We start from the raw sequence: 19,339 nt of genomic DNA on the forward strand, positions 1-19,339 counted from the left end.
GCTAGGCGCCCCGCCCAGCGTTCTCTGCTGCCCGCACCTTCGCGTGCGACTGCCGCCTGACAAACAGAAATCGGGGCCGTGCCCGGCTCCAACCAGGCACGACCCCTCGGACCGCCTCACCCACTGACGAATGAGGAACCCGTGAACGCATCATCCCAGACCTCTCCGGGCGCCATGCCCCAGGAATCCCCGCGCGGCCCGCAGCCGTCGGCCGCGCCGGCCACCCCCGCAGGGATGTTCGCCGCGTACGGCGCGGTCGTCCCGGTCCCCCTCGGGAGCACCGCCGCCGCACCACAGGCCGACATCACGCCCACCACAGACGCGCCCGGCGACCAGGCGGCCCCGGACGGGCAGGAGACGGCCGGCCAGCCCCTCGACGCCAAGGCGATCGCGGACCGCGCGTACCAGCTGGGGGTCGACGACACCCGGGCCGAGTACACGCGGGCCGACCAGGACGAGGAGACCGTCGCCTGGTTCCACGGCCGGCTGATGACCGTTGCCGCGCTGTGCGCGGGGCGCCGCCCCGAGGACCTGCTGACCGTCCACGAGGTCCTCACCGCGGCCGACGGCCGACAGCCCACGGACGCCCCGCTCACGATCGCGTGGGACGGCACCGTGCGCGGCCTGGTCGGGGACACCCCGCACGAGGACACCGTCGTCCCGTGCACGACGGTCCGGGGCGGTCCGGCGGCCCTGGTCCTCGACGACCAGCAGCGCCTGATGCTGGGTGAGCTGCTGCTCGCGACCGTCCACACTGCGGCGACCTGTTCAACTCCCGGGTGCGGCATGGCGGACGAAGACCTCGACCCGTCCGACCCGGTGGTGCCCGGCTCGGTGCTCGTCCAGGTCTCCGGGACGGACGAGCCGGCCAGGTGGTGGTGCAGCGTGTGGTGCGCGAACTCGGCGATCACCGCGGCCGGGGCCGAGCTCGCCGCCGCCGACCAGGCCGCCGCCGTCGACCCGGACGCCCAGGCGCCGCTCACGGCACTGCCCGTCGGCACCGTGGTGCTGCACCGGTTCGAGCCCGAGACGCTGGGCGAGAGCGACGCCAAGCGGCGGGCCGCCCGGTGCCGGCACTGCACGGGGTCCCGTACGGACGCCGTCCACACCTGGGCGGACGACGACCAGGCAGCCGTGGGCGGTGGCCTGTGAAGAGCACTCAGGACACGTACCTGGCGTGGCAGTCGCTGCTGCACGCGGAGGGCTGTCGCCGCCCGGTGTGGGAGGTCGCCTTCCGGACGGACGAGACTGACCACCGCGACGGCGTGTTCTCCCGCTTCGCCGAGGAGCCTGTCAAGCACTCGTGCCCGGACATCGACTGCAGGCACGACAACTCGTACGAGAAGCTCGCCGTGCGGGTCGTGTGCCGCAGTTGCGGGAGCGCCCACCTGCTGACGGGCGAGTTCCACGGCCAGCACCACACGACCACGGCGCGGATCGGCTACGGGCTGCCGCCTCGGAAGGCGTCCGGCCTGTGGCTGTGGCCGGGGGACCCGTGGCTGAGCATGCTGCGCGACGAGACCGGGGAGCCGTTCGACTTCCTCGTCACGGCCGCACGCGTCGAGCGCGTTACCACGGCGGACGTGGCTGGCCAGATCACCCAGACCCGCGGCCGTCGCGGCGCGGTGATCTGGACGGCCGCCGCCGTGCCCGACCCCGACGGCCCGTACGGCGCCGGCCTGGGTCTGCGGTGGGCGCAGGTGAAGGAGGGGTTCAAGACCCCGGGCGCGGCGGCACGGTGGATCGCCGCGCGCCTCGCCGAGGCGGCGCCTGGTGGTGGCGAGTGAGCGCCCCGGGGGAGACGAGCACGGTCGGCACGGCAGGGAAGGACACCCCGGGCGGCGACCAGCTGTCCGAGGCGACGTCCACCCACACCGTCGTGACCGCGCTCTGGCCGCATCTGGCGTACGGCGACGCGGTCCACACGGAGCTCGCCGCGTGGGAGCTGCACCCCGAGGTGATGGAGGCGGGCGTGCGGGCCGCTGGGCCGCGCGGGCGGCAGGAGTTGTTCCTGCGCCTGGTGTGGCCTGCCGGGCACCTCGACCTCGCCGAGGACGTACGGCCGGACGGGCTGACGCTCGCATGGTCGCACGTGACCGGCTGGTCCCTCCACACCCTGGACGTCGGCCGCCTCCTGGACGTCGACGAGTTCGTTGCGCCGGCGGTCCTGGCCGAGTTCGCGCTGCACCTGGCCGAGCACGGCCTGAGCGGCAGCTGGGAGCCCGGCGAGGACACCGAACGGTGGGAGCACGCCGGCGTCGTCGAGCTCGCGTGTGTCCTGTTCGACGAGGGGGCCCGATGACCACGCAGACGCCCACGCTCACGCAGCCGACCGGGCGGACGCCCAGTCTGATCCTGCGGGCCCAGGACGTCATCAACGGGCAGCCGCGACGGGCGGCCACTGACCGGGGCCTGCAGGCGGCCGTCGCGCTGTACCGGGAGGGCATGCTGCGCTGGCCTGCCGTGCAGGAGCGGCCCGAGTGGCTGACCGCGTCGCGGCTGCAGGTGCTGATCGGGATTGCGCGGGGCGAGTCCGCCGAGGAGAGCGGGCAGCGGCTGCACCTGTCCACCCACACGATCAAGTCGAACCGCAAGGCCATCTACCGGCACATGCAGGTGACGTCCGGGGCGCAGGCCACCGGGCTGGCCATGGCCCGCGGCTGGGTGAGCGCCGACCACGTGCTCGGCGACGGTGGTGAGACCCGGTGACGCTCCTCGTCGTCGTGCTCGTCGCCCTCGGCGCCCTCCTCGGCCTCTGGTTCGCCCTGGCCGTGCTCGTCGACCACTTGACCTCTCAGGGCGCCGTCCCCGAGCGCCTGGCCGTGCGGATCCTGCCCGGCTGGTTGCCCTCCTACGTCCGCGAGGACCTGGCGCACGCCCGCCAGGCCCGCGAGGGCGGACCCAGGGCCTGACCTCTCCACCCGATCTCCGGGCGGGACGTGACCTGAACCGTCCCGCCCGGGCCTCACAGAAGGAACCGCTATGCGTCGCGACCAGCGACTGAAAACCATCACCGAAGCCATCGAGCGTCTCATCCCCGGTGCCATCCCGGCCTACCTGTCGGTCAAGGTCACCGACACCCTGCCGGGCACCATGGGCCACGACGGCGATCCCCACACGCACACCTGGACCGGCAGTCCGGCCGGGTTCGCCGAGCGGCTCTTCATCGCGGTGTACGGCAGCCCCGGCGCCCAGGAGCCGCGCTCGCCGCTCGTCCAGGCCGAGGACGCCAAGCGCGCCCGGGACCTGGTCGGTGAGGTGGGCGCGCTGATGGATGGCTACGCGCAGCTCACCACGGCGCCCTGGTACCCGGCCCGCCCCGGCGACCTGGTCCACGTCCACTACGAGGCTGGCGCCCGCACGGCCGCGTGCGGCGAGACCTACCTCGTCAGCGCGGGTCAGCACGGCTTCCTGTCTCTGCAGCCGCTCGCCCACACCCTGCCCGAGACGAGCGTGGTCGGCTGCTATGCCGTCGAGGACGACCCCGACCCGCTCGCGGAGCTGTGGATGGAGGCCGGCCCGCACCGGCTGACGATCGTCCGCGACGGCCGCTCCGTCCACATCGGGGGTGGCCGGTGATGTACGACCTCGCTCCGAAGAACGCGCCGTGGTTCGAGCACCTCACCGACAGCGTCCGCGCGCTCGGTCACGCCGCCCTCGAATGGCAGCTGGCCGCGCAGGCCGCCGTCGTCGACCACGCGCGCGCCGACCATCCCGGCCTCGACCACCACGACGGACGCGTCACCGGGGTCCCCGCGGCCGACGCTGTCGGCTGGCGGGCCAAACTCCACCCGGTCCGGCCCCATGCAGTCGCGCAACGCGGGCTGGAGAAGCACTACCGGGACGCCATGTACGCGACCCGCCACGCCTACCAGGACGCTGCCCGCCTGTACGCGTCCGGCGCTGCCTGGGCCGTACGGGAGGTCCAGGAAGGCCGGCAGCCGGAGCGCGTCGAGTTCGCCATGACGCAGGGCACCGACACGCTCCTGGTCCTGACCCCGGGCAGTGAGCGCGTCGGCACCGAGGCGTTGACCGAGGCCCGCTACAGCGACGCCGGGAAGGTTCAGGCCGCCTACAAGCGGCTCGACGACTGCCTGTACGCCGCTCAGCTCGCTGAGGACATCGGCTCGCAGGAGTACGTCGCCGACCACGAGGCCAGCGCGATGCACGACGCCTGGACCGTCGCCGAGGGCATCGCCGACGCCGCCTACGACTACGGCGTGGTCCTGGAGAAGGCCCTGCAGTTCGTCCTCCTGGGCCCGAAGGAGGAGCACCGCAAGCACATGGCTGAGCAGCGCGCGGCCGAGGCCGCAGGTACGGGTGAGGGGGACGGCCAGTGACCGCCGTCGACCCGCACGCTGAGGCGCACCGGCTGAGGGCCGAGCTGGGCTACGGCGCGCGCCGGATCGCGGGGCGGCTGGGCATCAGCCGGTACGCGGCCGAGCAGCTCCTCGACAAGCCGCTGCCCGCGCCGGTGGCCGAGGTGGCTGACACGTCGGCTGAGCCGGTGGCTGAAGTGGTCGGCCAGGAACGGCCAGTGGCCGAGCGGGGGGCTGAGGTGGCTGGGCCGGTGGCTGATCCAGACGGTCAGCAGGTCTCCGTGGTCGCGGTTCCTTCCGCTCCTGTGCGGCGGGTGGCTGGGGTGGCTGCGCTGGTGTTCCGGCCGGTGGCCGGTGTGCCGTCGGCCGCAGCGGTGCCGTGGCTGCAGGTCGAGCTCGGTGGCCGTCCGTGGCTGCTGCGGGAGTTGCGGCGGCTGGCTTGGTGGGGCCTGCGGCTGCCGACGGTCGTCGACCTCGCGGTTCGCTCGTTCGCCGCCGCCTACCACCAGGCCATCACCACCGGCCAGCTGCAGCCCGGCCAGCCGTACGAGGTCCAGACCCATATCCGGCCCTGCCAGTACCCGGCGGCCGTCTGAAGCCGGGCCGTCCGCCCCGACATCCCCCTGCGGGGCGGGCGGCCCACCCCGCGAGGCGAGGAGGCGCTGATGCACCGGACACCGGCCGTGGCCGCCGTCAACCGGTCGCGTGGCCGCCGCCACCCGTGCGACGTGCCCGCGCCTCCTCACTCGCTGACCTACTCGCGTTTCTACCCGTGCGGCTGGCGGTGCGACCGGCACAGCCCCGCGGCCATGGCCGCCTGGCCGCCGGCCACCGCCCAGCCCCGAACACGACAGGACGACCCTGATGGCTGACTCGCTCACCAGACCGACCCCGAGCCTCCTCGCCCGCCCGCGCCCGACCCCGCCCTACAACCGCAGCGTGTGGGAGCGGGCGGTGCTGACCGGCGGCCTGCAGGTGCACGCCCGCCTCCTGGCGCTCGTTCTCGCCCACCACGCCGGCGACAGCGGGCACATCCCGGCGGGCCACGTCCAGGACGCCCGCAACCTCGCGCCGGAGGCGGGCATGTCCGGGAAGGTCGTACGCATCTCGCTGAACTTCCTGATGGCCGAGGGCTACATCAGCCGGCCGTCGATCCTCGACTGGACGGGGAACCTGCCGCGTCCGGTCACCCTCACCATGCCGCCCGGTGACGCGCTGGTCGGCGTCCGGATGGAGCCTCCCCATACCGGCGAGCCGCGGTGAGCGGCGCCGAGCAGCAGTTAGCGCTGCTCCCCGACGACCCGCCCCGCTGGGGCGGCCCGGCTGCGGTGGCCGTCGACCCGATCGTCACCTCGGGACGCATCGAGTACATGGTGCGCTGCGACGGCCCGGGCGGCTGCCACCAGGTCCACCGCCACATCCTGCCCGGCATCCGTACGGGCCCGTGTGGCGCCACCTACACGATCCCCGTCGGCGACGTCGACGAGACCGGCGACACCTCTTAGGACACCGTGACCCGCACGCCCGCTCCGCGCGAGCCCCGCCACAGCAGTGGCGGGGCCCGTGGTGCTGGGCGCGGCCAGTGGGTCCGCTACCCGCTGCGCCTGGTCGTCGACACCGCGGCGTACGCCGACGCCGACACGAAGGTCTACGGGAAGGTCAAGGCCCTCTCGAAGGGCCGGATGTGCGAGGCCTCCGTGGGCCGCCTGGCCGAGTTCACCGGCCTGTCCGTATCGGCCGTCGAGAAGGCGCTCACACGTCTGTCGAGGCCTGCGCCGACCGACGGCGTGACGGAGCTGACCCGCCGTCAGCGCTCCCACCGGGCCACTGGGAAGGGCCTGACGAACGAACGGTCCGCCCGCCGCCTGGAAGCCGACGAGCGGTACGTCTACGCGCCCGTACGGGCCGCTGACGCCCTGCGCGGCACCCTCCACCGCCTCTACCTCCTCCTGCGCTACACGACGCTCGTCGAGCACCGTGACCTCACCCTCGGCGAGATCGGCCAGGCCCTCGCCCACCACAGCGGCAAGCACGCCGGCGAGCCCCTGCACGAGGGCACGGCCGCCCGCCTCCTCGACGAGCTGGAAGGCCTCGGCTGGATCACCCAGGACAAGCGACAAGGCCACCGCGGCCGCCACCAGGTCACCGTCCACGACGACCCCGTCCACCCGGCCCACGACCCCGCCAGCGTCACGCCCGCTCCCCGTACCCCGCCGCCGTCGACTCCCGACGCTGAGTGCGGGGCGGCTCCCGATCTTGAGTGCGGAGCCCCCGCGTATAAGGAAGACCTAGGACTGACTCACCTTGAGAACACTGCTGCGCACCCCGGTGGGGGTGTCCGCCGTAGGCGAGGTGACCGTAAGTGGGCGCCCGGGCCCGTGGACAACTCCGCTGCCGCGCCTGACACGTTCCGTGCCGCCCGGCGGCCGCGTCCGTACGACGGGCCCTCGCTGAGCCTGTCACCGCGCGTCTGGGACGTCCTGGTCCCCGTGGCCGATCTCCTGCCCCGCATCAGCCCGTTCGTCCTGCGCCAGGCCGCCCGCGCCATCGGCCGCCAGCTCGACGCCCAGATCCCCGCCGACGACCTCCACGACCAGCTCGTCCACCGCCGAGCCCGCACCGGCGCCGCCAACCTCGCCGACCCGGGCCGCTGGCTCCTCGGCGTCGCCCTCGCCGACTGGACGTCCCCATGCGGCCTCACCGACTGCGTCGACGGCCTCATGCGCCACACCGGGACCCCCTGCAAGGCATGCGCCGGCCTCGCCCTCCCGCCCGGACGCCGTCCCGCGCGCGGACAGCCCCCGCCCACCGCGGCCGCCACCAGCCTGCAGGAGTGCCCCAACTGCGCCGCCCCCTACCGGCCACCCCTGCGACATCCCAACTGCCGCCTCTGCAACACCCCGCTACCCGCCACCGCCTGACCGGAAGGACCCCGTGCAATGCCCCACCAGCCCCCGCGCCCCGCCGCCCCACCCAACGGACCCGGCAAGTGCCCCAGATGCCGCGCCGACGTGATCTTCTGCCGCAACGCCAACGGCATCACCCAGGAGATCAACGCTCAGCGCGTCGACTACGGCAACCAGGCCGTACGCCAGGACCAGACCGGCCGCTGGCACGTCCGCCAACTCGGCGGCCAGCGCGCATCCCTGGAGGGCTCCGAGGCCCTCCACTACCCGCACGCCCCCACCTGCACCAACCCCGCGCCCAGGCCCGCCAAGAGGCTCTCCGCCGCCAAGGTCCGCGTCGGCGTACGGCCCGTCAGGTGGCAGCGATGACCCACCAGCCGTACACCAGCCCCCACGCCGCCATCCAGGCCGCCCTCGAAGACTGGTGGATCCACGCCGACCTCGACCAGTCCTTCGAACCACCCACCGTCGCCACCCAGGTCGAGCTGTACCTCACCGCCAGCGGCTACACCATCACCCCCGACATCCCCAGGACACCCATGCCCACCCGCGCCTCCATCACCCTCGCCTGCCTCCTCGCCCTCATATGCCTCGGCACCACCATCGCCGCCGCCACCAACGGCGACTGGACCTGGGCCCTCGCCAGCCTCATCGGCGCCGGAGCCTTCACCTACGAGGCCGGCGGCGACATCGCCGAACGCCACCACCGCCGCACCACCCGACCCGGAAGCAGGCACCAGTGACCCACCACTTCACCGACGTCGACAGCGACGAGCCGACGGACGCCGCCTCCGTACTGACCCAGGCCGCCGACCGCCTGCACACGTACGCCCGCCGCGACGCCACCACACCCCCCTGTTCCGGCTGGGCCGGCGCCGAGGACTTCCTGCGCTGGCTGGCCAAGGAGGCACGGAAGAGCGAGTCACAGACCACCCCCGCCACCATCGCCGTCGTGTCACCCCCCGCGCCCACCGACCGCGGCCCCTTCGTCGCGCTCGGTGGGCCACTGACCATCACGCCTGACGCTTTCTGTGAACACGGTGGCCTCGCCTTCGCCGCCCGCCTCCACGGACACCACACGAAAGGCGACCAGCACGACGAGGAGATGACCGTCATCTTCCCGCGCTGCTACCTCGCCAAGATCCTCGGCGCCGTCCTCGCCATCGTCGACCACGACTCCAGCCCCGAAGCCCATGAACGCTTCACCGACACCGTGAACCAGGCCCAGACCGCCGTCGCCACAGCCATCCAGCGACAAGCCGACGCCAGGAACGAGGAACAGCAATGACCGCTGTCGGCTGGGACGAATGGGACGACGACGAACCAGCCCCCGACCCGACCCCCGCCGTACCCGCCTACTACTGCGAAGGCCCCTGCTGCTGGGTTCCGCCTCGCCCGCCCGGTCTGCTCAAGCGCCTGCTCGCAGCGCTGCGCCCCGCACCGCCCGGCGGGCAGCGATGACGGGCGGCCTCTACATCACGCCGTACAAGTGCCCGTTCTGCATCGGTGGCCTCGCCGCCGCATACGAGGGCGGCACCGAACGCTGCCACCACTGCTCCGCCGTCGGCCTCACCGACGACCCGTGCGGCGGCGCCGACCGCGCACCGAGGCCGCCCGGCGTCATGCGTACGCCCTGTGCCGACTGCGCCTTCCGGCCTGGCTCACCCGAGGCGGAGAACGCCGGCGTGCAGCTGCCCGACGACGAGCCGTTCTTCTGCCACCAGGGCCTGCCTGTGAACGCCCTCGGCGCCTACACACCCGTCGCCACCTTCCGCGGCCTCCCGCTCGGCGCGATGGTCTGCGCCGGCTGGTGGGCCCTCAAGACCGACGAGCCCCTGCCCGCCGTTCCGTACCGCGAAATCCCCGTCATCGAGGACGAGGTCGACAAGCGCTGGGGACCCCCACGCGCCTTCACCGACGCCATCCGCACCCTCAACGACCAGCAGGAAGGCACCACACCATGACCGCCCAGAAATACGCCGAGACCAGCGAATGGGCCGGCATCTACGGCACCGCAGTACGAATCCCCGCCGACGCCTACACCGACGCACCCGCCACCATCGACTTCTGGATCATCACCGGACCCCACTGGTCTCCGGCCTGGACCCAGTACATGCTCGGCATCGTCACCCTCGCCGACGTCGCCGGCGTCGACCCTGCGCGTCTGCAGCGCCCCGGCGTCACTCACGAGCTCCTGGTCGTCGCCCTCGACCCCGACCACGGCCCGTACGACGCCGGCAAGATCCGCGCCAGCCAGCTGCACACCCTGCGCCCGGTGAACGTCTGTGAGCAGTTCACCGCCACCGACGGCCAGGCCCGCGACCTTGCAGTCCTCTGCGCCAAGGCCTGCGTCGACGGCCACCTCTCGCCCGAACCCGGAGACGGCGCCGGCATCCTCCGCGCCGGCTGGCGCCACTCCATCGAACAGACACTCGAACACCCGCACCACCACACGGCACCCCCCGCCTGACACCCGTCTCGCGCGCGGGCGCGCGCCTGCGTTCACGCGCGCGCAATCGCAGGCGAGCGCCCGCGCGCGAGACGCCAACCCTTACCCATCAGTACGAATGCCCCGATCCCCGGACGGAAAGAATGATCATGTACCTGGACCGTCGCCCCACCGCGCCGCCGTTCCTCGCCAACAACTGCGGCGCCTCCATCGCCGACGAGCTGCCCTGCAGCCACGGCGACCCCGCATTCGCCCTCCAGTTCCACGGCGCGTGGGACCCCCGAGCCCGCCAGGCCGGTACCGAGCTCGACGCCATGCTGCCCCGCTGCGTCGCCGCCCAGCTCGTCGGCGCCCTCACCGCGTTCATCACCCACCACGACGGCGACCAGGCCGCCGAGGACTTCCTGGACCAGGCCCGCGCCTCCTTCCATACGGTCCTCGGCAAACTGCGCGACCTCCAGGCCCAGGGCCGTGACTGCTGTGATGCCGCCTTCCGTACCGCGGGCCGTGAGCACACCTGCGACACGAAGGGACCCCACCAGTGATCAAGGCCGTCCTGCGTGACCGCAAGGGGCCCGTCGTCCTCCTGGGCCTGTCCGGCGAGAACGTCACCCGCCTCATGGCCGACGAACCGATCCTCGTCGACCTCGCCGAGCTCGGCTTGCCGCCCCTGCGCATCGCCATCCTCGGAGGCCGCACCGAAGCCGACATCACCCAGCAGCTCGAACAGCAGTACGGACCCCTCCCGTTCACCTGCCCCCGCTGCACCCGCACCAGCCGCCACCCCGACGACAAACGCCACGGCTACTGCGGCCACTGCCACGCCTGCACCGGAGAACCCACACCATGACCGACGCCGAAGACAGCCACATCTGCACCATCGGGTCCGCCACCGACCTGGCCGGTAACGCCGCCTGCCGCCTCGATTGGGGCCCCGTCCAGGCCCTCCTGACCCCCAAGGTCACCCTGAACACCGCCCGCACTCTCATGGCGGCCGCCGCCCACGCCGAGACCGACATCGCGCTCCTCGACTGGTGCCGCAAGACCCTCAAGGCCGACCACAACACCGCCGGCCACATCCTCCTCGATGTCCGCGCAGAACGCCCCGCCCCCGACATCAAGACCGCGCTGCGCATCGCGTCCGTCGCCGGCGCCAAGACCGGCCTGCCTTACGTCCACATCGCCCGCGGCTCCATGAAAGGCGAACTCAGCCCCGACGAGGCCCGGCAGATGGCCACGCACTGGACCGAGGCCGCCACCGCCGCACAGATCGACGTACGCCTCCGCTACACCCTCGACGGACACCCCCTCCTCGCCCCCGCCGACGTCGACCAGATCTTCGCCCAGCTACGAGGTCTCGTCCGATGACCTCCTGCCCCCTGTGCCCCCGCACCGCCCCGGACGGCGAGCATCTGTGCCTCGTCCACTCCGGGGAGCTGCGGGCCTGGCTCGCCGAACTCCCCAGACAGGCCCACCTCCTGGCCGCCGAGCTCGCGCCCCCGAGCAGTCCAGCAGCCGGCCGGACCGGCGGCACCGGCCGCGCCCACGCCCCCGTGCCCGTCGACCTCCGCGTCCTGGTCCTCCTCGCCCCGGGCCACCCCGCCCCGCCCAAGAACGCTGACAAGGACGACGACACCACCGTTCCGATCGGCGCATTCCTCGACGGCTGGGCCGGATACATCGCCTACACCTACCCCGCCATCGGCTGGCACCCCGACCGCGACCCCGACCACACCCTCTACATCGGAGCCTGCGACAACGCCGTACCCCGCCAAGGGCCCACCATCACCGGCTGGTGCCACTGGCTCACCGCCTACCTCCCCTACGCCCTCACCCACCCCTGGGTCGCTGACCTCCACCACCAGCTCGGCGACCTCCTGGCCCTCATCCGCGGCCTCACCCACAGCACCCCCCGCCACCACCCCCAAGCCGCGCCCTGCCCCAACTGCGAGGCATTCGGCCTGGTCCGCACCGACGGCCGATGGGGCATCCACTGCCGCGTCTGCGGCCACCACCTCGAACCCGACGCCTACGACCAGCACGCCGCAGCCGTCCTGCACACCGTCCAGGCCGAACAAGACGCGGCCGACACCCACCACGCCGCCGCTGTCGTACCCCTGTGCCACACTGCCCCTGCCGCTCCGGGCTGATGGGCCGCTTCACACGGAGCCACCGACCCGCCGCGTCCCCGAGCACGGCGGGTCGCGGCGTTCCTGCTGGACAAACCCCAGGTCGTAGCGTCAACATGGCGCCAACACCACACGTGCGCCCACCCACTGAACCCCACAGCCCCGGATCCCCCCGTTCCGGGGCTGCGGCACGTCCAGGAGGAGGCGGCACACATGACCGACGGCCTCTACAACGGCACCCAGGCCGCCGAACTCGCCACCAGATGGCGCCGCTCGATCAGCGCCGGCGCAGCCGCCGTCACACCATCCGCCATCTGCAAGTGGCGCGCCCGAGGCCATCTCGCCCCCGCCGGCCTCGACGACCGCGACCGGCCCCTGTACGCCCTCGCCGACATCGCCCTCGCCGAACAGGCCACCCGCAGCCGCGCCCTGCGCCTCGTCGGCATAGGCGCCTCATAACTCCCGTCGCTCGGCCGTGAAGCCGCGCCCGGCCCGCCGGGAACCAGCAGCGCGCGATCGTGCATCCGAGGAGGTGTCATATGTCTCTGCCCGACGGCATGGCCACCGTCACCCTCACCGGCGACTACCCGCACCCCGACGGAATCCCGATGGTCGGACACGTCCGCCTCGAACCCACCGCCGGCCGCCTCGTCCACGCCGCCAGCGGCACTACCGTCCAAGGCCCCGCCCGAGCCAACTTCGACGCCAACGGCCACGTGTCCATCACCGTGGTCGCCAACGACGCCGACGGCATCAACCCCACAGGCGGCACCTACCAACTCACCCTGTCGTTCTACGACGCCGACACCGTCACCTTCCCCGTGCGGCTCCTCAAGGCCACCCCCAACCTCAAGATCGCCGCACTCACCCCCGTCACCGCAGACGACGGCAACTACCTCATCCTCCAGGGCCCACCCGGACCGGCAGGAGCCACCGGCCCCACCGGCGCGACCGGAGCCGCCGGAGCGCAGGGACCTGCCGGCGCCACAGGACCAGCTGGACCCACCGGCCCGCAAGGACCGGCGGGTGGCGGCTCCTCGATCCGCAGCACCGATGGCCGGATCGACCTGCAGATCATCACCCCGCCCATCGTCGCCGGATGGGCCATCGTCACCACCTCCGGTGCCGTCGAGATCGGCAAGTCCGTCCCCGGAGCCGTCGGTGACCGCATCTGGTACTCACCGTCGTTCCTGCGCACATACGGCATCGTCGTAGACACCGGCATCAGGGCGGCTGCCGGCGGCGTCTCGCGGTACACCAGCTCCGGCACCGCCACCCCCGAGACCGACGGGTACGCCCCGCTGTACCCGCAGGCCGCGTTCGCAGGCGTCGCTGGCGTGCGGGAGTTCATCGTGCAGCCCGGCGAGGTCGACGGATCAGGCAACGTGACGATCGTGTTCGCCTACAAGGGCAGCAGCGCAGACGGCACGAGCCAGAAGCTCTACTTCGGTGGCGGCCCCGGCTATAGCGGTGCCCTCTTCATCGCGAACATGGGCCCCGCACCCGCCTGATCACTACGCCGCAGTCACCCCTCCGCCCGGCTCAGCCGCATCGCGACACGATGCGCCATCCGCCGGACCCGACCCAACTCACGGCGGCGCCCCGGCGACCTGAACCCCAGGGTGCCGCCGTGCAACAGTCCTGACGGCGGCGCGGAAGACGGGTAGCGAACCGTCCGGATGCAGGAAGGCCGCCTGCCCGCGCCGCCGTCAGTCCCTCGACCGGCGGTTCGCCGCCGCCGAGACCAGTACGCCCAGGATCACCGCGGCGCCCACGATGACGCCCGGCCACCACGTGATCAGACGGCATCCGATGATCAGCACTACACCGGCCACAACGACCGCCAACGGCACATCGATCTGCTGCCGCTTCATCTGCACCACCCCCAAGGCGCGACACGGTAGCGGAGGTGACATGCCTAAGTCCCGAGGCTGGCGCGTCTGCTCGGTGAGCGGATGCCCCGAATACACCCAGCAGGGCAAGTGCAACGCGCACCGGGCCGAGGCCGACCAGCGGCGAGGCAGCGCACGGCAGCGTGGCTACGACCACGAGCACGAGACACGATTCCGCGAGCCCGTGCTGAAGCGCGACCCAACGTGCGTGTGCGGGGTCGAGGCGCACGGGCACGGCAGTCCGTGCGGCCAGCCCTCTCGGCACGCCGACCACCACCCGCTCGACCGCCGGGCCCTGACCGCCGCCGGCCTCGACCCCAACGACCCGCAGCACGGGCGCGGGCTCTGCGGTCCGTGCCACAGCAGCCACACCGCACGCGAGCAGCCTGGAGGATGGCACGCATGACACGAAGCGGATGGTGGGCTGAGCACGACGACGACCCCGAGACCAACCCCTTTGCGCCCGAAGCTCCATGGCTCGCAACCCTTCAGGTCGAGGTCGGCTGCTTCTCTCTCGGTGGCCTCGCCTTCCACACTGAAGCCGACTGCCTCTCCTTCATCCGGGACGAGGTGCTCGGCAAGGCTCTACTGGATGGCGACGCCAAGGCACTCAAGGCGCCCAGTCAGACGCCACATGAGGGCGACGCGTGAGCGGCCCACGCCCGATCGGTAACGTGCTCGACGCTCTCGGCATCGAGGCCACGCTCGACGACGGTGAGCTGGTGGCCGGCGCCATCGTCCTGCTCAAGGTCATCGACACCGACGGCGACTCCCGCCTGAGCATGGCCTACTCCGACGGCCTGGGCTGGATCGAGCGGGCAGGCATGATCCACGTCGCCGAGGTCATGGAGGACCGGTCGACCGGGCCCGCCAGTGACAACGAACCGTGACACAGAGTGACCCCGGACCATGATCACCCTGGGGGGTGACCCCCGACCATGATCATCTGGGGGACCGCCGGGGAGGGCGCTCTCTGTCTGTACGGGTCTGGGAGGCCCGCGGGGAGCGCCCAGGCACCACGCACCGTAACCAGGTTCGGCCGCAACGGCCGGACCCCTTCCGAGGTGCCGCAACGGCACTGTGGGGGTGATCGGCATGGCCGGAATGGGCCCTGCTCCGAAACCCAACGCCCGGAGGCGCAACGCCACCGTGGCGATGGTCGAACTGCCCGCCGCCGGCCGCGAAGGCGCAACGCCGCCGTGGCCCCTGCTCGCCGACATCGTCCTGTCGACGCAGCGGGACACTGCACAGCGCGCGGCCGATGAACTGGAACTGTCCCTGGCCGAACCGACCCTGACCACCCGTCGCCGCACCACTCTGCAGCGCAAGGCCGACGCGGCCCGGGAAGCGGCGGCCATCCTCACCGCCCAGCTCACCGCGCAGGAACGGGTGGAAGCCGAACTGTGGGAGCAGCTGTGGGCGCTGCCGCAGGCTGTGGAGTGGGAGCGTGCCGGCTGGACCCGCGAGATCGCGCAGTACGTCCGCTGGAAGGCGCGCGCCGAGCAGGGCGACCTGGACGCGTCGAGGGAGGCCCGCCAGATGGCGGACCGGCTCGGCCTGTCCCCGCTGGCGCTGCTGCGGCTGCGCTGGAGGGTGGCAGCAGACGACGCGGACGAGCGGGCCGCCCGGCCCCGGCGCCGCCCGGTGACCACCGGCCGGCGGCCGGACGATCCGCGGGCCGCTCTGCACGTGGTGGAGTGAGCCGTGGGCGTCCTGATGGTCCCCGCGCCGGACGCCGAGCCGTGGCCGACGCTGGGACCGCAGGTGTGCGACCTCATCGAGGAGCGCGCCGTCCACGGACCCGGCGCTCTGCGCGGCCGGCCGTACGTGCTGGACCCGGAGAAGCGCGGGCTGATCTACCGCTGGTACGAGGTGTACCCGCAGGGCCACCCGCGTGCGGGCAAGCGTCGCTTCAAGCGCGTCGGCCTGTCCGTACGCAAGGGCACGGCGAAGACCGAGCTGGCCGCCGCGGTGGCGTTCGCCGAGCTGCACCCGGACGGTCCGGTGCGCTGCGACGGGTTCGACGCGGACGGCGAGCCCGTCGGCGTCCCGGTGTCGGACCCGTTCATCCCGATGGTGGCCTACACCGAGGAGCAGACGGAGGAACTGGCTTACGCGGCCCTCTACGTGATGGTCACGGAGGGACCGGACGGCGACCTGTTCGACCCGGGCCTGGACCGCATCATGCGCTGGGGCGGCTCCGGCAAGGCCGTCCCGCTGGCCTCCTCGCCCGACTCCCGAGACGGCGCCCGCACGACGTTCCAGCACTTCGACGAGACGCACCGCTTCACGCTGCCCCGCCACCGGGGCGCCCACCAGACGATGCTGGCGAACATCCCGAAGATCATGATGTTCGACCCGTGGTCGCTGGAGACGACGACCACCTACACGCCCGGCGAGGACAGCGTCGCGCAGGGCACGCACGAGTTCGCCGAGCTGATCGCGGCGGGCAAGTCGAAGGACCGGACGCTGTGCTTCTTCCACCGGGAGGCCACGCCGCGTCCGGATGAGGACCTCTCGGACGACCGTCAGATCCGGGCTGCGGTCCGGGAAGCGTCGGGTCCGTCCATCGCGGCCTGGCCGGACTTCGAGGGCCAGGTCGACGCGATCGTCTCCCTGTACAACGCGCCGGACACCGACCGGGCGTACTGGGAGCGCGTGTGGCTCAACCGGCGCGTGCAGGCGGGCCGTCAGGCGTTCTCGGTCGACCGGTGGAAGGAACTGGCCCGGCCGGATCAACCGCTGCCCGCCAAGGGCGAGAAGATCGTGATCGGGTTCGACGGCGCCCAGTTCCGGGACGCCACCGCGCTGATCGCGACGCACTTGGCGACGGGCTTTCAGTGGTCGCTGGGCATCTGGGAGTGCCCGCCCGGCGCCAACGACCCCGGAGGCGAGGGCTGGGAGTGCCCCGAGGACGAAGTCGACGCCGTCCTGGTCGAGGCGTTCAAGACGTGGGACGTGGTCCGGCTGTATGCGGATCCGCCGTACTGGGAGGGCATGATCAGCCGCTGGAAGGGCCGGTGGGGCGACAAGCGGGTCACCGAGTGGTGGACCAACCGGCTCAAGGCCATGGCGTACTCACTGAAGGCTTACAAGGGCGCCATGCAGTCCGGCGCGCTGACCCACTCTGCTGACCCGGTCTACGCCCGGCACATCGCCAACGCCCGCCGGAAGATCCTCAAGATGCTCGACGAGCAGGGCCAGCCCCTGTGGGTGATCGAGAAGGAACGCCACCAATCGCCGCTGTCCATGGACGGCTCGATGGCCGGCTGCCTGTCGTGGGAGGCCTACCGCGACGCCATCAAGGCGGGTCAGAACAAGCCGAAGAAGAAGGCCGCCATGGTCGTGATGTGAGAGGGAGGCGGCTGTGGACCTGAACAACCTGACCGAGGAGGAATGGGCCACCTACCTCTCCCGCAGCCACGACTTCGAGCTGCAGGAACTCAAGGCGCTGAACGACTACTACGAGGGCGAGCAGCCCCTCTCGTACATGCACCCGGAGCTGTTGAAGGAGATCGGCGACCAGATCCGGCAGGTCGTCATCAACTGGCCGCAGCTGGTCGTCGACGCCGTCGAGGAGCGCCTGGACGTCGAGGGGTTCCGGTACCCGGACTCCGACTCGGCGGACGACGATCTGTGGAAGCTGTGGCAGGCCAACGGTATGGACGAGAAGAGCCAGCAGGCCCACGTCGACGCCCTCGCCATGAAGCGGTCGTTCCTGGTCGTCGGATCGAACCCGAAGGACTCCGCGACCCCGCTGGTCACGGCCGAATCGGCGCTGCAGATGTACGCCGACTTCGACCCGGCGACGCGAGAGATCCGGGCCGCGCTGAAGCGGTACAACGAGATCGACCCGCTCACCGCCGCCGTCCGCGACCGGTACGCCACCCTCTACCGGCCCGACGCCACCGTGCACTTCAAATCCGGCGGCCCGGGTACCTGGACAGTCATCGACCGGGACGACCACAAGGTGGGCGAGCCGCTGGTAGCGGTCATGCCGAACCGGGGCCGCCTGCTGGTTCCTGGCGGTCAGTCGGAGATGAAGGCCGTTCTGCCCATCTCGGACGCCGCCTGCAAGATCGCCACCGACCTGATGGTGGGCGCAGAGTTCCACGCCCTCCCGAGGCGGGCGGCGTTCGGCTTCGACGAGGAAGACTTCGTGGACGTCAACGGCAAGCAGCTGTCGGTGTGGTCCCGCCTGACCGGGCGGATCTGGTCGACGGCCAAGACGAGGAAAGAGGACGGCGCCGACGTCATCCAGTTCCCCGCCGCCGACCTGTCCAACTTCCACGACACCATCGAGCTGCTCGCCCGCATCACGTCCGCGCTGGCCGCGCTGCCGCCCAACTACATGGGCCTGGTCGCCGACGACGCTGCCTCGGCGGACGCGATCCGCTCGCGCGAGACCCGGCTCATCAAGCGGTGCGAGCGCAAGCAGAAGCCGTTCGGCGGCGGCTACGAGCGGATGAACCGGCTGATCATGCGGATCATCGACGGGTCCTGGGATCCGAGGCTTCAGCGCCTGGAGACCCTGTGGCGGGACCCGGCCACCCCGACGTTCGCACAGAAGGCGGACGCCACGGTGAAGCTGGTGCAGGCCAAAATCATTCCGGTCCCGCAGGCCCGCGAGGATCTGGGCTACTCGGCCTTGCAGCGCGCCCGTATGGCGGAGATGGACCGCGACGCCTTCACCCGCGCGCTGGGCGACGACTTCGCCGCCGGGTACGGGCCCAAGCCGGGCGACCCGGCCATACCGGCCGTGCCTGGGCCTGCCGGTCCGGTTCCGGTGGGGTAGCCCGTGGTCGACACGATGACGCGGGCTGTCGCCCTGGAGCAGTACCGGCATCAGCAGTTCGTGGTGCGGCGTGCGGTGAACCGGGTGCAGGCGGTGTGGGGGCAGATCAGCAGGCGGGACATCAGCGGTTCCTGGGCGCAGTTGTCGCCGCTGCTGGTGGCTGCGGTGACCGAGGCGCAGACGGAGGCCGCACGGCTCGCCGATCCGTACCTGGACGCGGTCCTGGCCGCCGAGGACGCAGACCCCGCCGCCGCCGGAAGGGTCGTACCGTCGTCGTTCGCGGGGATCGCCTCCGACGGGCGCCCCCTGCTCTCCCTGCTGTACCAGCCGGTCATCGACTGGAAGGTGCGGATGCTCGCCGGGCAGTCCGCCGACGACGCGTTCCGCGGGTCCCTGGCGAGCGCCCTGCGAATCACCTCCACACAGGTCGCGGACGCCGGGCGCGGGGCGACCAGCACGGCCATGGCGAGCCGCCGCACGATCCAGGGCTACGTCCGGGTGGTGCAGCCGCCCGCCTGTGGCCGGTGCGTGATCCTGGCGGGCACCGAGTGGGGCTGGAACAAGGGTTTCCAGCGGCACCCGCGCTGTGACTGCATCCATCTGCCGACGACGCTGATCGCCCGCAACCAGCACCGGGGCGGCCTGCGCGGCGACAGCTTCTCGCCCACGAGCCGGCCCGGCAGCGCGGAGCGCGGGTTCATCAGCCCACGCGCGTACTTCAACGCCCTGTCCCGCGCCGAGCAGGACCGTGTCTTCACCCAGGCCGGGGCGCAGGCGATCCGGGAGGGCGCGGACATGGCGCAGGTCGTCAACGCCCGGCGCGGCATGTCGACGATGACCGCCTACGGC

The 19,339-nt window shown here is 72.1% G+C and carries 31 protein-coding genes; 30 read left to right on the top strand and 1 reads right to left on the bottom strand.

Going from position 1 to position 19,339, the window contains the following annotated elements; genetic code table 11:
• Positions 1-141 precede the first annotated feature (141 nt).
• The 23 genes from PV734_RS19200 to PV734_RS19310 all read left to right on the top strand — a co-directional run bounded on the left by PV734_RS19200 (position 142) and on the right by PV734_RS19310 (position 13,314).
• The gene (locus PV734_RS19200; protein WP_319290465.1) at positions 142-1,152 is read left to right on the top strand and encodes a hypothetical protein; all 1,011 of its coding nucleotides are present in this window, start codon (positions 142-144) and stop codon (positions 1,150-1,152) included.
• Positions 1,149-1,787: a hypothetical protein gene (locus PV734_RS19205; RefSeq protein ID WP_319290467.1), complete on the top strand. Its 639-nt coding sequence runs from the start codon at positions 1,149-1,151 to the stop codon at positions 1,785-1,787. Before PV734_RS19200 ends, PV734_RS19205 begins: the two co-directional genes overlap by 4 nt.
• The gene (locus PV734_RS19210; RefSeq protein ID WP_319290470.1) at positions 1,784-2,302 is read left to right on the top strand and encodes a hypothetical protein; all 519 of its coding nucleotides are present in this window, start codon (positions 1,784-1,786) and stop codon (positions 2,300-2,302) included. Before PV734_RS19205 ends, PV734_RS19210 begins: the two co-directional genes overlap by 4 nt.
• Positions 2,299-2,709: a response regulator transcription factor gene (locus PV734_RS19215; protein ID WP_319290472.1), complete on the top strand. Its 411-nt coding sequence runs from the start codon at positions 2,299-2,301 to the stop codon at positions 2,707-2,709. Before PV734_RS19210 ends, PV734_RS19215 begins: the two co-directional genes overlap by 4 nt.
• Positions 2,706-2,912 (top strand): hypothetical protein, encoded by a 207-nt coding sequence (locus tag PV734_RS19220; protein ID WP_319290473.1) that lies wholly within the window; start codon positions 2,706-2,708, stop codon positions 2,910-2,912. The genes PV734_RS19215 and PV734_RS19220 overlap by 4 nt, the downstream gene beginning before the upstream one ends.
• A 70-nt stretch (positions 2,913-2,982) precedes the next feature.
• Positions 2,983-3,579 carry a hypothetical protein gene (locus PV734_RS19225; protein ID WP_319290475.1) on the top strand — a complete coding sequence of 199 codons (597 nt, stop codon included), beginning with the start codon at positions 2,983-2,985 and terminating at the stop codon, positions 3,577-3,579.
• On the top strand, positions 3,579-4,340 hold the full coding sequence (locus tag PV734_RS19230; protein WP_319290477.1) for a hypothetical protein: 762 nt from the start codon (positions 3,579-3,581) through the stop codon (positions 4,338-4,340). Before PV734_RS19225 ends, PV734_RS19230 begins: the two co-directional genes overlap by 1 nt.
• The gene (locus PV734_RS19235) at positions 4,337-4,915 is read left to right on the top strand and encodes a hypothetical protein (protein WP_319290479.1); all 579 of its coding nucleotides are present in this window, start codon (positions 4,337-4,339) and stop codon (positions 4,913-4,915) included. The genes PV734_RS19230 and PV734_RS19235 overlap by 4 nt, the downstream gene beginning before the upstream one ends.
• Before the next feature lie 268 nt (positions 4,916-5,183).
• A complete protein-coding gene (locus tag PV734_RS19240; RefSeq protein WP_319290481.1) occupies positions 5,184-5,582 on the top strand; it encodes a hypothetical protein in 399 nt (132 codons plus the stop codon).
• Positions 5,579-5,824 carry a hypothetical protein gene (locus PV734_RS19245; RefSeq protein WP_319290482.1) on the top strand — a complete coding sequence of 82 codons (246 nt, stop codon included), beginning with the start codon at positions 5,579-5,581 and terminating at the stop codon, positions 5,822-5,824. The genes PV734_RS19240 and PV734_RS19245 overlap by 4 nt, the downstream gene beginning before the upstream one ends.
• 6 nt (positions 5,825-5,830) lie before the next feature.
• Positions 5,831-7,240 (top strand): hypothetical protein, encoded by a 1,410-nt coding sequence (locus tag PV734_RS19250; protein WP_319290484.1) that lies wholly within the window; start codon positions 5,831-5,833, stop codon positions 7,238-7,240.
• An 18-nt stretch (positions 7,241-7,258) separates the two neighbouring features.
• On the top strand, positions 7,259-7,594 hold the full coding sequence (locus tag PV734_RS19255; RefSeq protein ID WP_319290486.1) for a hypothetical protein: 336 nt from the start codon (positions 7,259-7,261) through the stop codon (positions 7,592-7,594).
• Positions 7,591-7,968, top strand: coding sequence for a hypothetical protein (locus PV734_RS19260; RefSeq protein ID WP_319290487.1), 378 nt, complete (start codon positions 7,591-7,593; stop codon positions 7,966-7,968). The genes PV734_RS19255 and PV734_RS19260 overlap by 4 nt, the downstream gene beginning before the upstream one ends.
• A complete protein-coding gene (locus PV734_RS19265; protein WP_319290489.1) occupies positions 7,965-8,513 on the top strand; it encodes a hypothetical protein in 549 nt (182 codons plus the stop codon). Before PV734_RS19260 ends, PV734_RS19265 begins: the two co-directional genes overlap by 4 nt.
• Positions 8,510-8,686 carry a hypothetical protein gene (locus PV734_RS19270; RefSeq protein WP_319290491.1) on the top strand — a complete coding sequence of 59 codons (177 nt, stop codon included), beginning with the start codon at positions 8,510-8,512 and terminating at the stop codon, positions 8,684-8,686. Before PV734_RS19265 ends, PV734_RS19270 begins: the two co-directional genes overlap by 4 nt.
• Positions 8,683-9,189: a hypothetical protein gene (locus PV734_RS19275; RefSeq protein WP_319290492.1), complete on the top strand. Its 507-nt coding sequence runs from the start codon at positions 8,683-8,685 to the stop codon at positions 9,187-9,189. The genes PV734_RS19270 and PV734_RS19275 overlap by 4 nt, the downstream gene beginning before the upstream one ends.
• Positions 9,186-9,695: a hypothetical protein gene (locus tag PV734_RS19280; RefSeq protein WP_319290494.1), complete on the top strand. Its 510-nt coding sequence runs from the start codon at positions 9,186-9,188 to the stop codon at positions 9,693-9,695. The genes PV734_RS19275 and PV734_RS19280 overlap by 4 nt, the downstream gene beginning before the upstream one ends.
• A gap of 128 nt (positions 9,696-9,823) precedes the next feature.
• Positions 9,824-10,219, top strand: coding sequence for a hypothetical protein (locus tag PV734_RS19285; RefSeq protein ID WP_319290496.1), 396 nt, complete (start codon positions 9,824-9,826; stop codon positions 10,217-10,219).
• Entirely contained in the window at positions 10,216-10,524 is a 309-nt protein-coding gene (locus PV734_RS19290; protein ID WP_319290498.1) for a hypothetical protein, read from the top strand. The genes PV734_RS19285 and PV734_RS19290 overlap by 4 nt, the downstream gene beginning before the upstream one ends.
• Positions 10,521-11,042: a hypothetical protein gene (locus PV734_RS19295; RefSeq protein WP_319290500.1), complete on the top strand. Its 522-nt coding sequence runs from the start codon at positions 10,521-10,523 to the stop codon at positions 11,040-11,042. Before PV734_RS19290 ends, PV734_RS19295 begins: the two co-directional genes overlap by 4 nt.
• Complete coding sequence (locus PV734_RS19300) at positions 11,039-11,824, top strand: hypothetical protein (RefSeq protein ID WP_319290502.1); 786 nt, start codon at positions 11,039-11,041, stop codon at positions 11,822-11,824. The genes PV734_RS19295 and PV734_RS19300 overlap by 4 nt, the downstream gene beginning before the upstream one ends.
• A 192-nt stretch (positions 11,825-12,016) precedes the next feature.
• Entirely contained in the window at positions 12,017-12,262 is a 246-nt protein-coding gene (locus PV734_RS19305; protein WP_319290504.1) for a MerR family transcriptional regulator, read from the top strand.
• A gap of 80 nt (positions 12,263-12,342) precedes the next feature.
• Positions 12,343-13,314 (top strand): hypothetical protein, encoded by a 972-nt coding sequence (locus PV734_RS19310; RefSeq protein WP_319290505.1) that lies wholly within the window; start codon positions 12,343-12,345, stop codon positions 13,312-13,314.
• A gap of 198 nt (positions 13,315-13,512) precedes the next feature.
• Here PV734_RS19310 and PV734_RS19315 read toward each other — a convergent pair whose 3' ends face one another.
• Positions 13,513-13,677 (bottom strand): hypothetical protein, encoded by a 165-nt coding sequence (locus tag PV734_RS19315; protein WP_319290507.1) that lies wholly within the window; start codon positions 13,675-13,677, stop codon positions 13,513-13,515.
• Positions 13,678-13,717: 40 nt separating this feature from the next.
• Here PV734_RS19315 and PV734_RS19320 point away from each other — a divergent pair, with 40 nt between their 5' ends.
• From PV734_RS19320 to PV734_RS19350, 7 genes are all read left to right on the top strand, one after another.
• Positions 13,718-14,101, top strand: a complete 384-nt coding sequence (locus PV734_RS19320) for a holin (protein WP_319290509.1) — start codon at positions 13,718-13,720, stop codon at positions 14,099-14,101.
• The gene (locus PV734_RS19325) at positions 14,098-14,346 is read left to right on the top strand and encodes a hypothetical protein (protein ID WP_319290511.1); all 249 of its coding nucleotides are present in this window, start codon (positions 14,098-14,100) and stop codon (positions 14,344-14,346) included. The genes PV734_RS19320 and PV734_RS19325 overlap by 4 nt, the downstream gene beginning before the upstream one ends.
• Positions 14,343-14,585 carry a hypothetical protein gene (locus PV734_RS19330; RefSeq protein WP_319290512.1) on the top strand — a complete coding sequence of 81 codons (243 nt, stop codon included), beginning with the start codon at positions 14,343-14,345 and terminating at the stop codon, positions 14,583-14,585. The genes PV734_RS19325 and PV734_RS19330 overlap by 4 nt, the downstream gene beginning before the upstream one ends.
• Before the next feature lie 205 nt (positions 14,586-14,790).
• On the top strand, positions 14,791-15,396 hold the full coding sequence (locus PV734_RS19335; RefSeq protein WP_319290514.1) for a hypothetical protein: 606 nt from the start codon (positions 14,791-14,793) through the stop codon (positions 15,394-15,396).
• Positions 15,397-15,399: 3 nt separating this feature from the next.
• Positions 15,400-17,049, top strand: a complete 1,650-nt coding sequence (locus PV734_RS19340; RefSeq protein ID WP_319290516.1) for a terminase — start codon at positions 15,400-15,402, stop codon at positions 17,047-17,049.
• 13 nt (positions 17,050-17,062) lie between these two features.
• Positions 17,063-18,490, top strand: a complete 1,428-nt coding sequence (locus tag PV734_RS19345; RefSeq protein ID WP_319290517.1) for a phage portal protein — start codon at positions 17,063-17,065, stop codon at positions 18,488-18,490.
• A 3-nt stretch (positions 18,491-18,493) separates the two neighbouring features.
• Positions 18,494-19,339, top strand: an 846-nt coding sequence (locus PV734_RS19350; protein ID WP_319290519.1) for a hypothetical protein, incomplete at its 3' end; no start/stop codon positions are given.

It is taken from the genome of Streptomyces sp. AK08-02 (genome assembly GCF_033795085.1).
Lineage (GTDB): Bacteria > Actinomycetota > Actinomycetes > Streptomycetales > Streptomycetaceae > Streptomyces > Streptomyces echiniscabiei.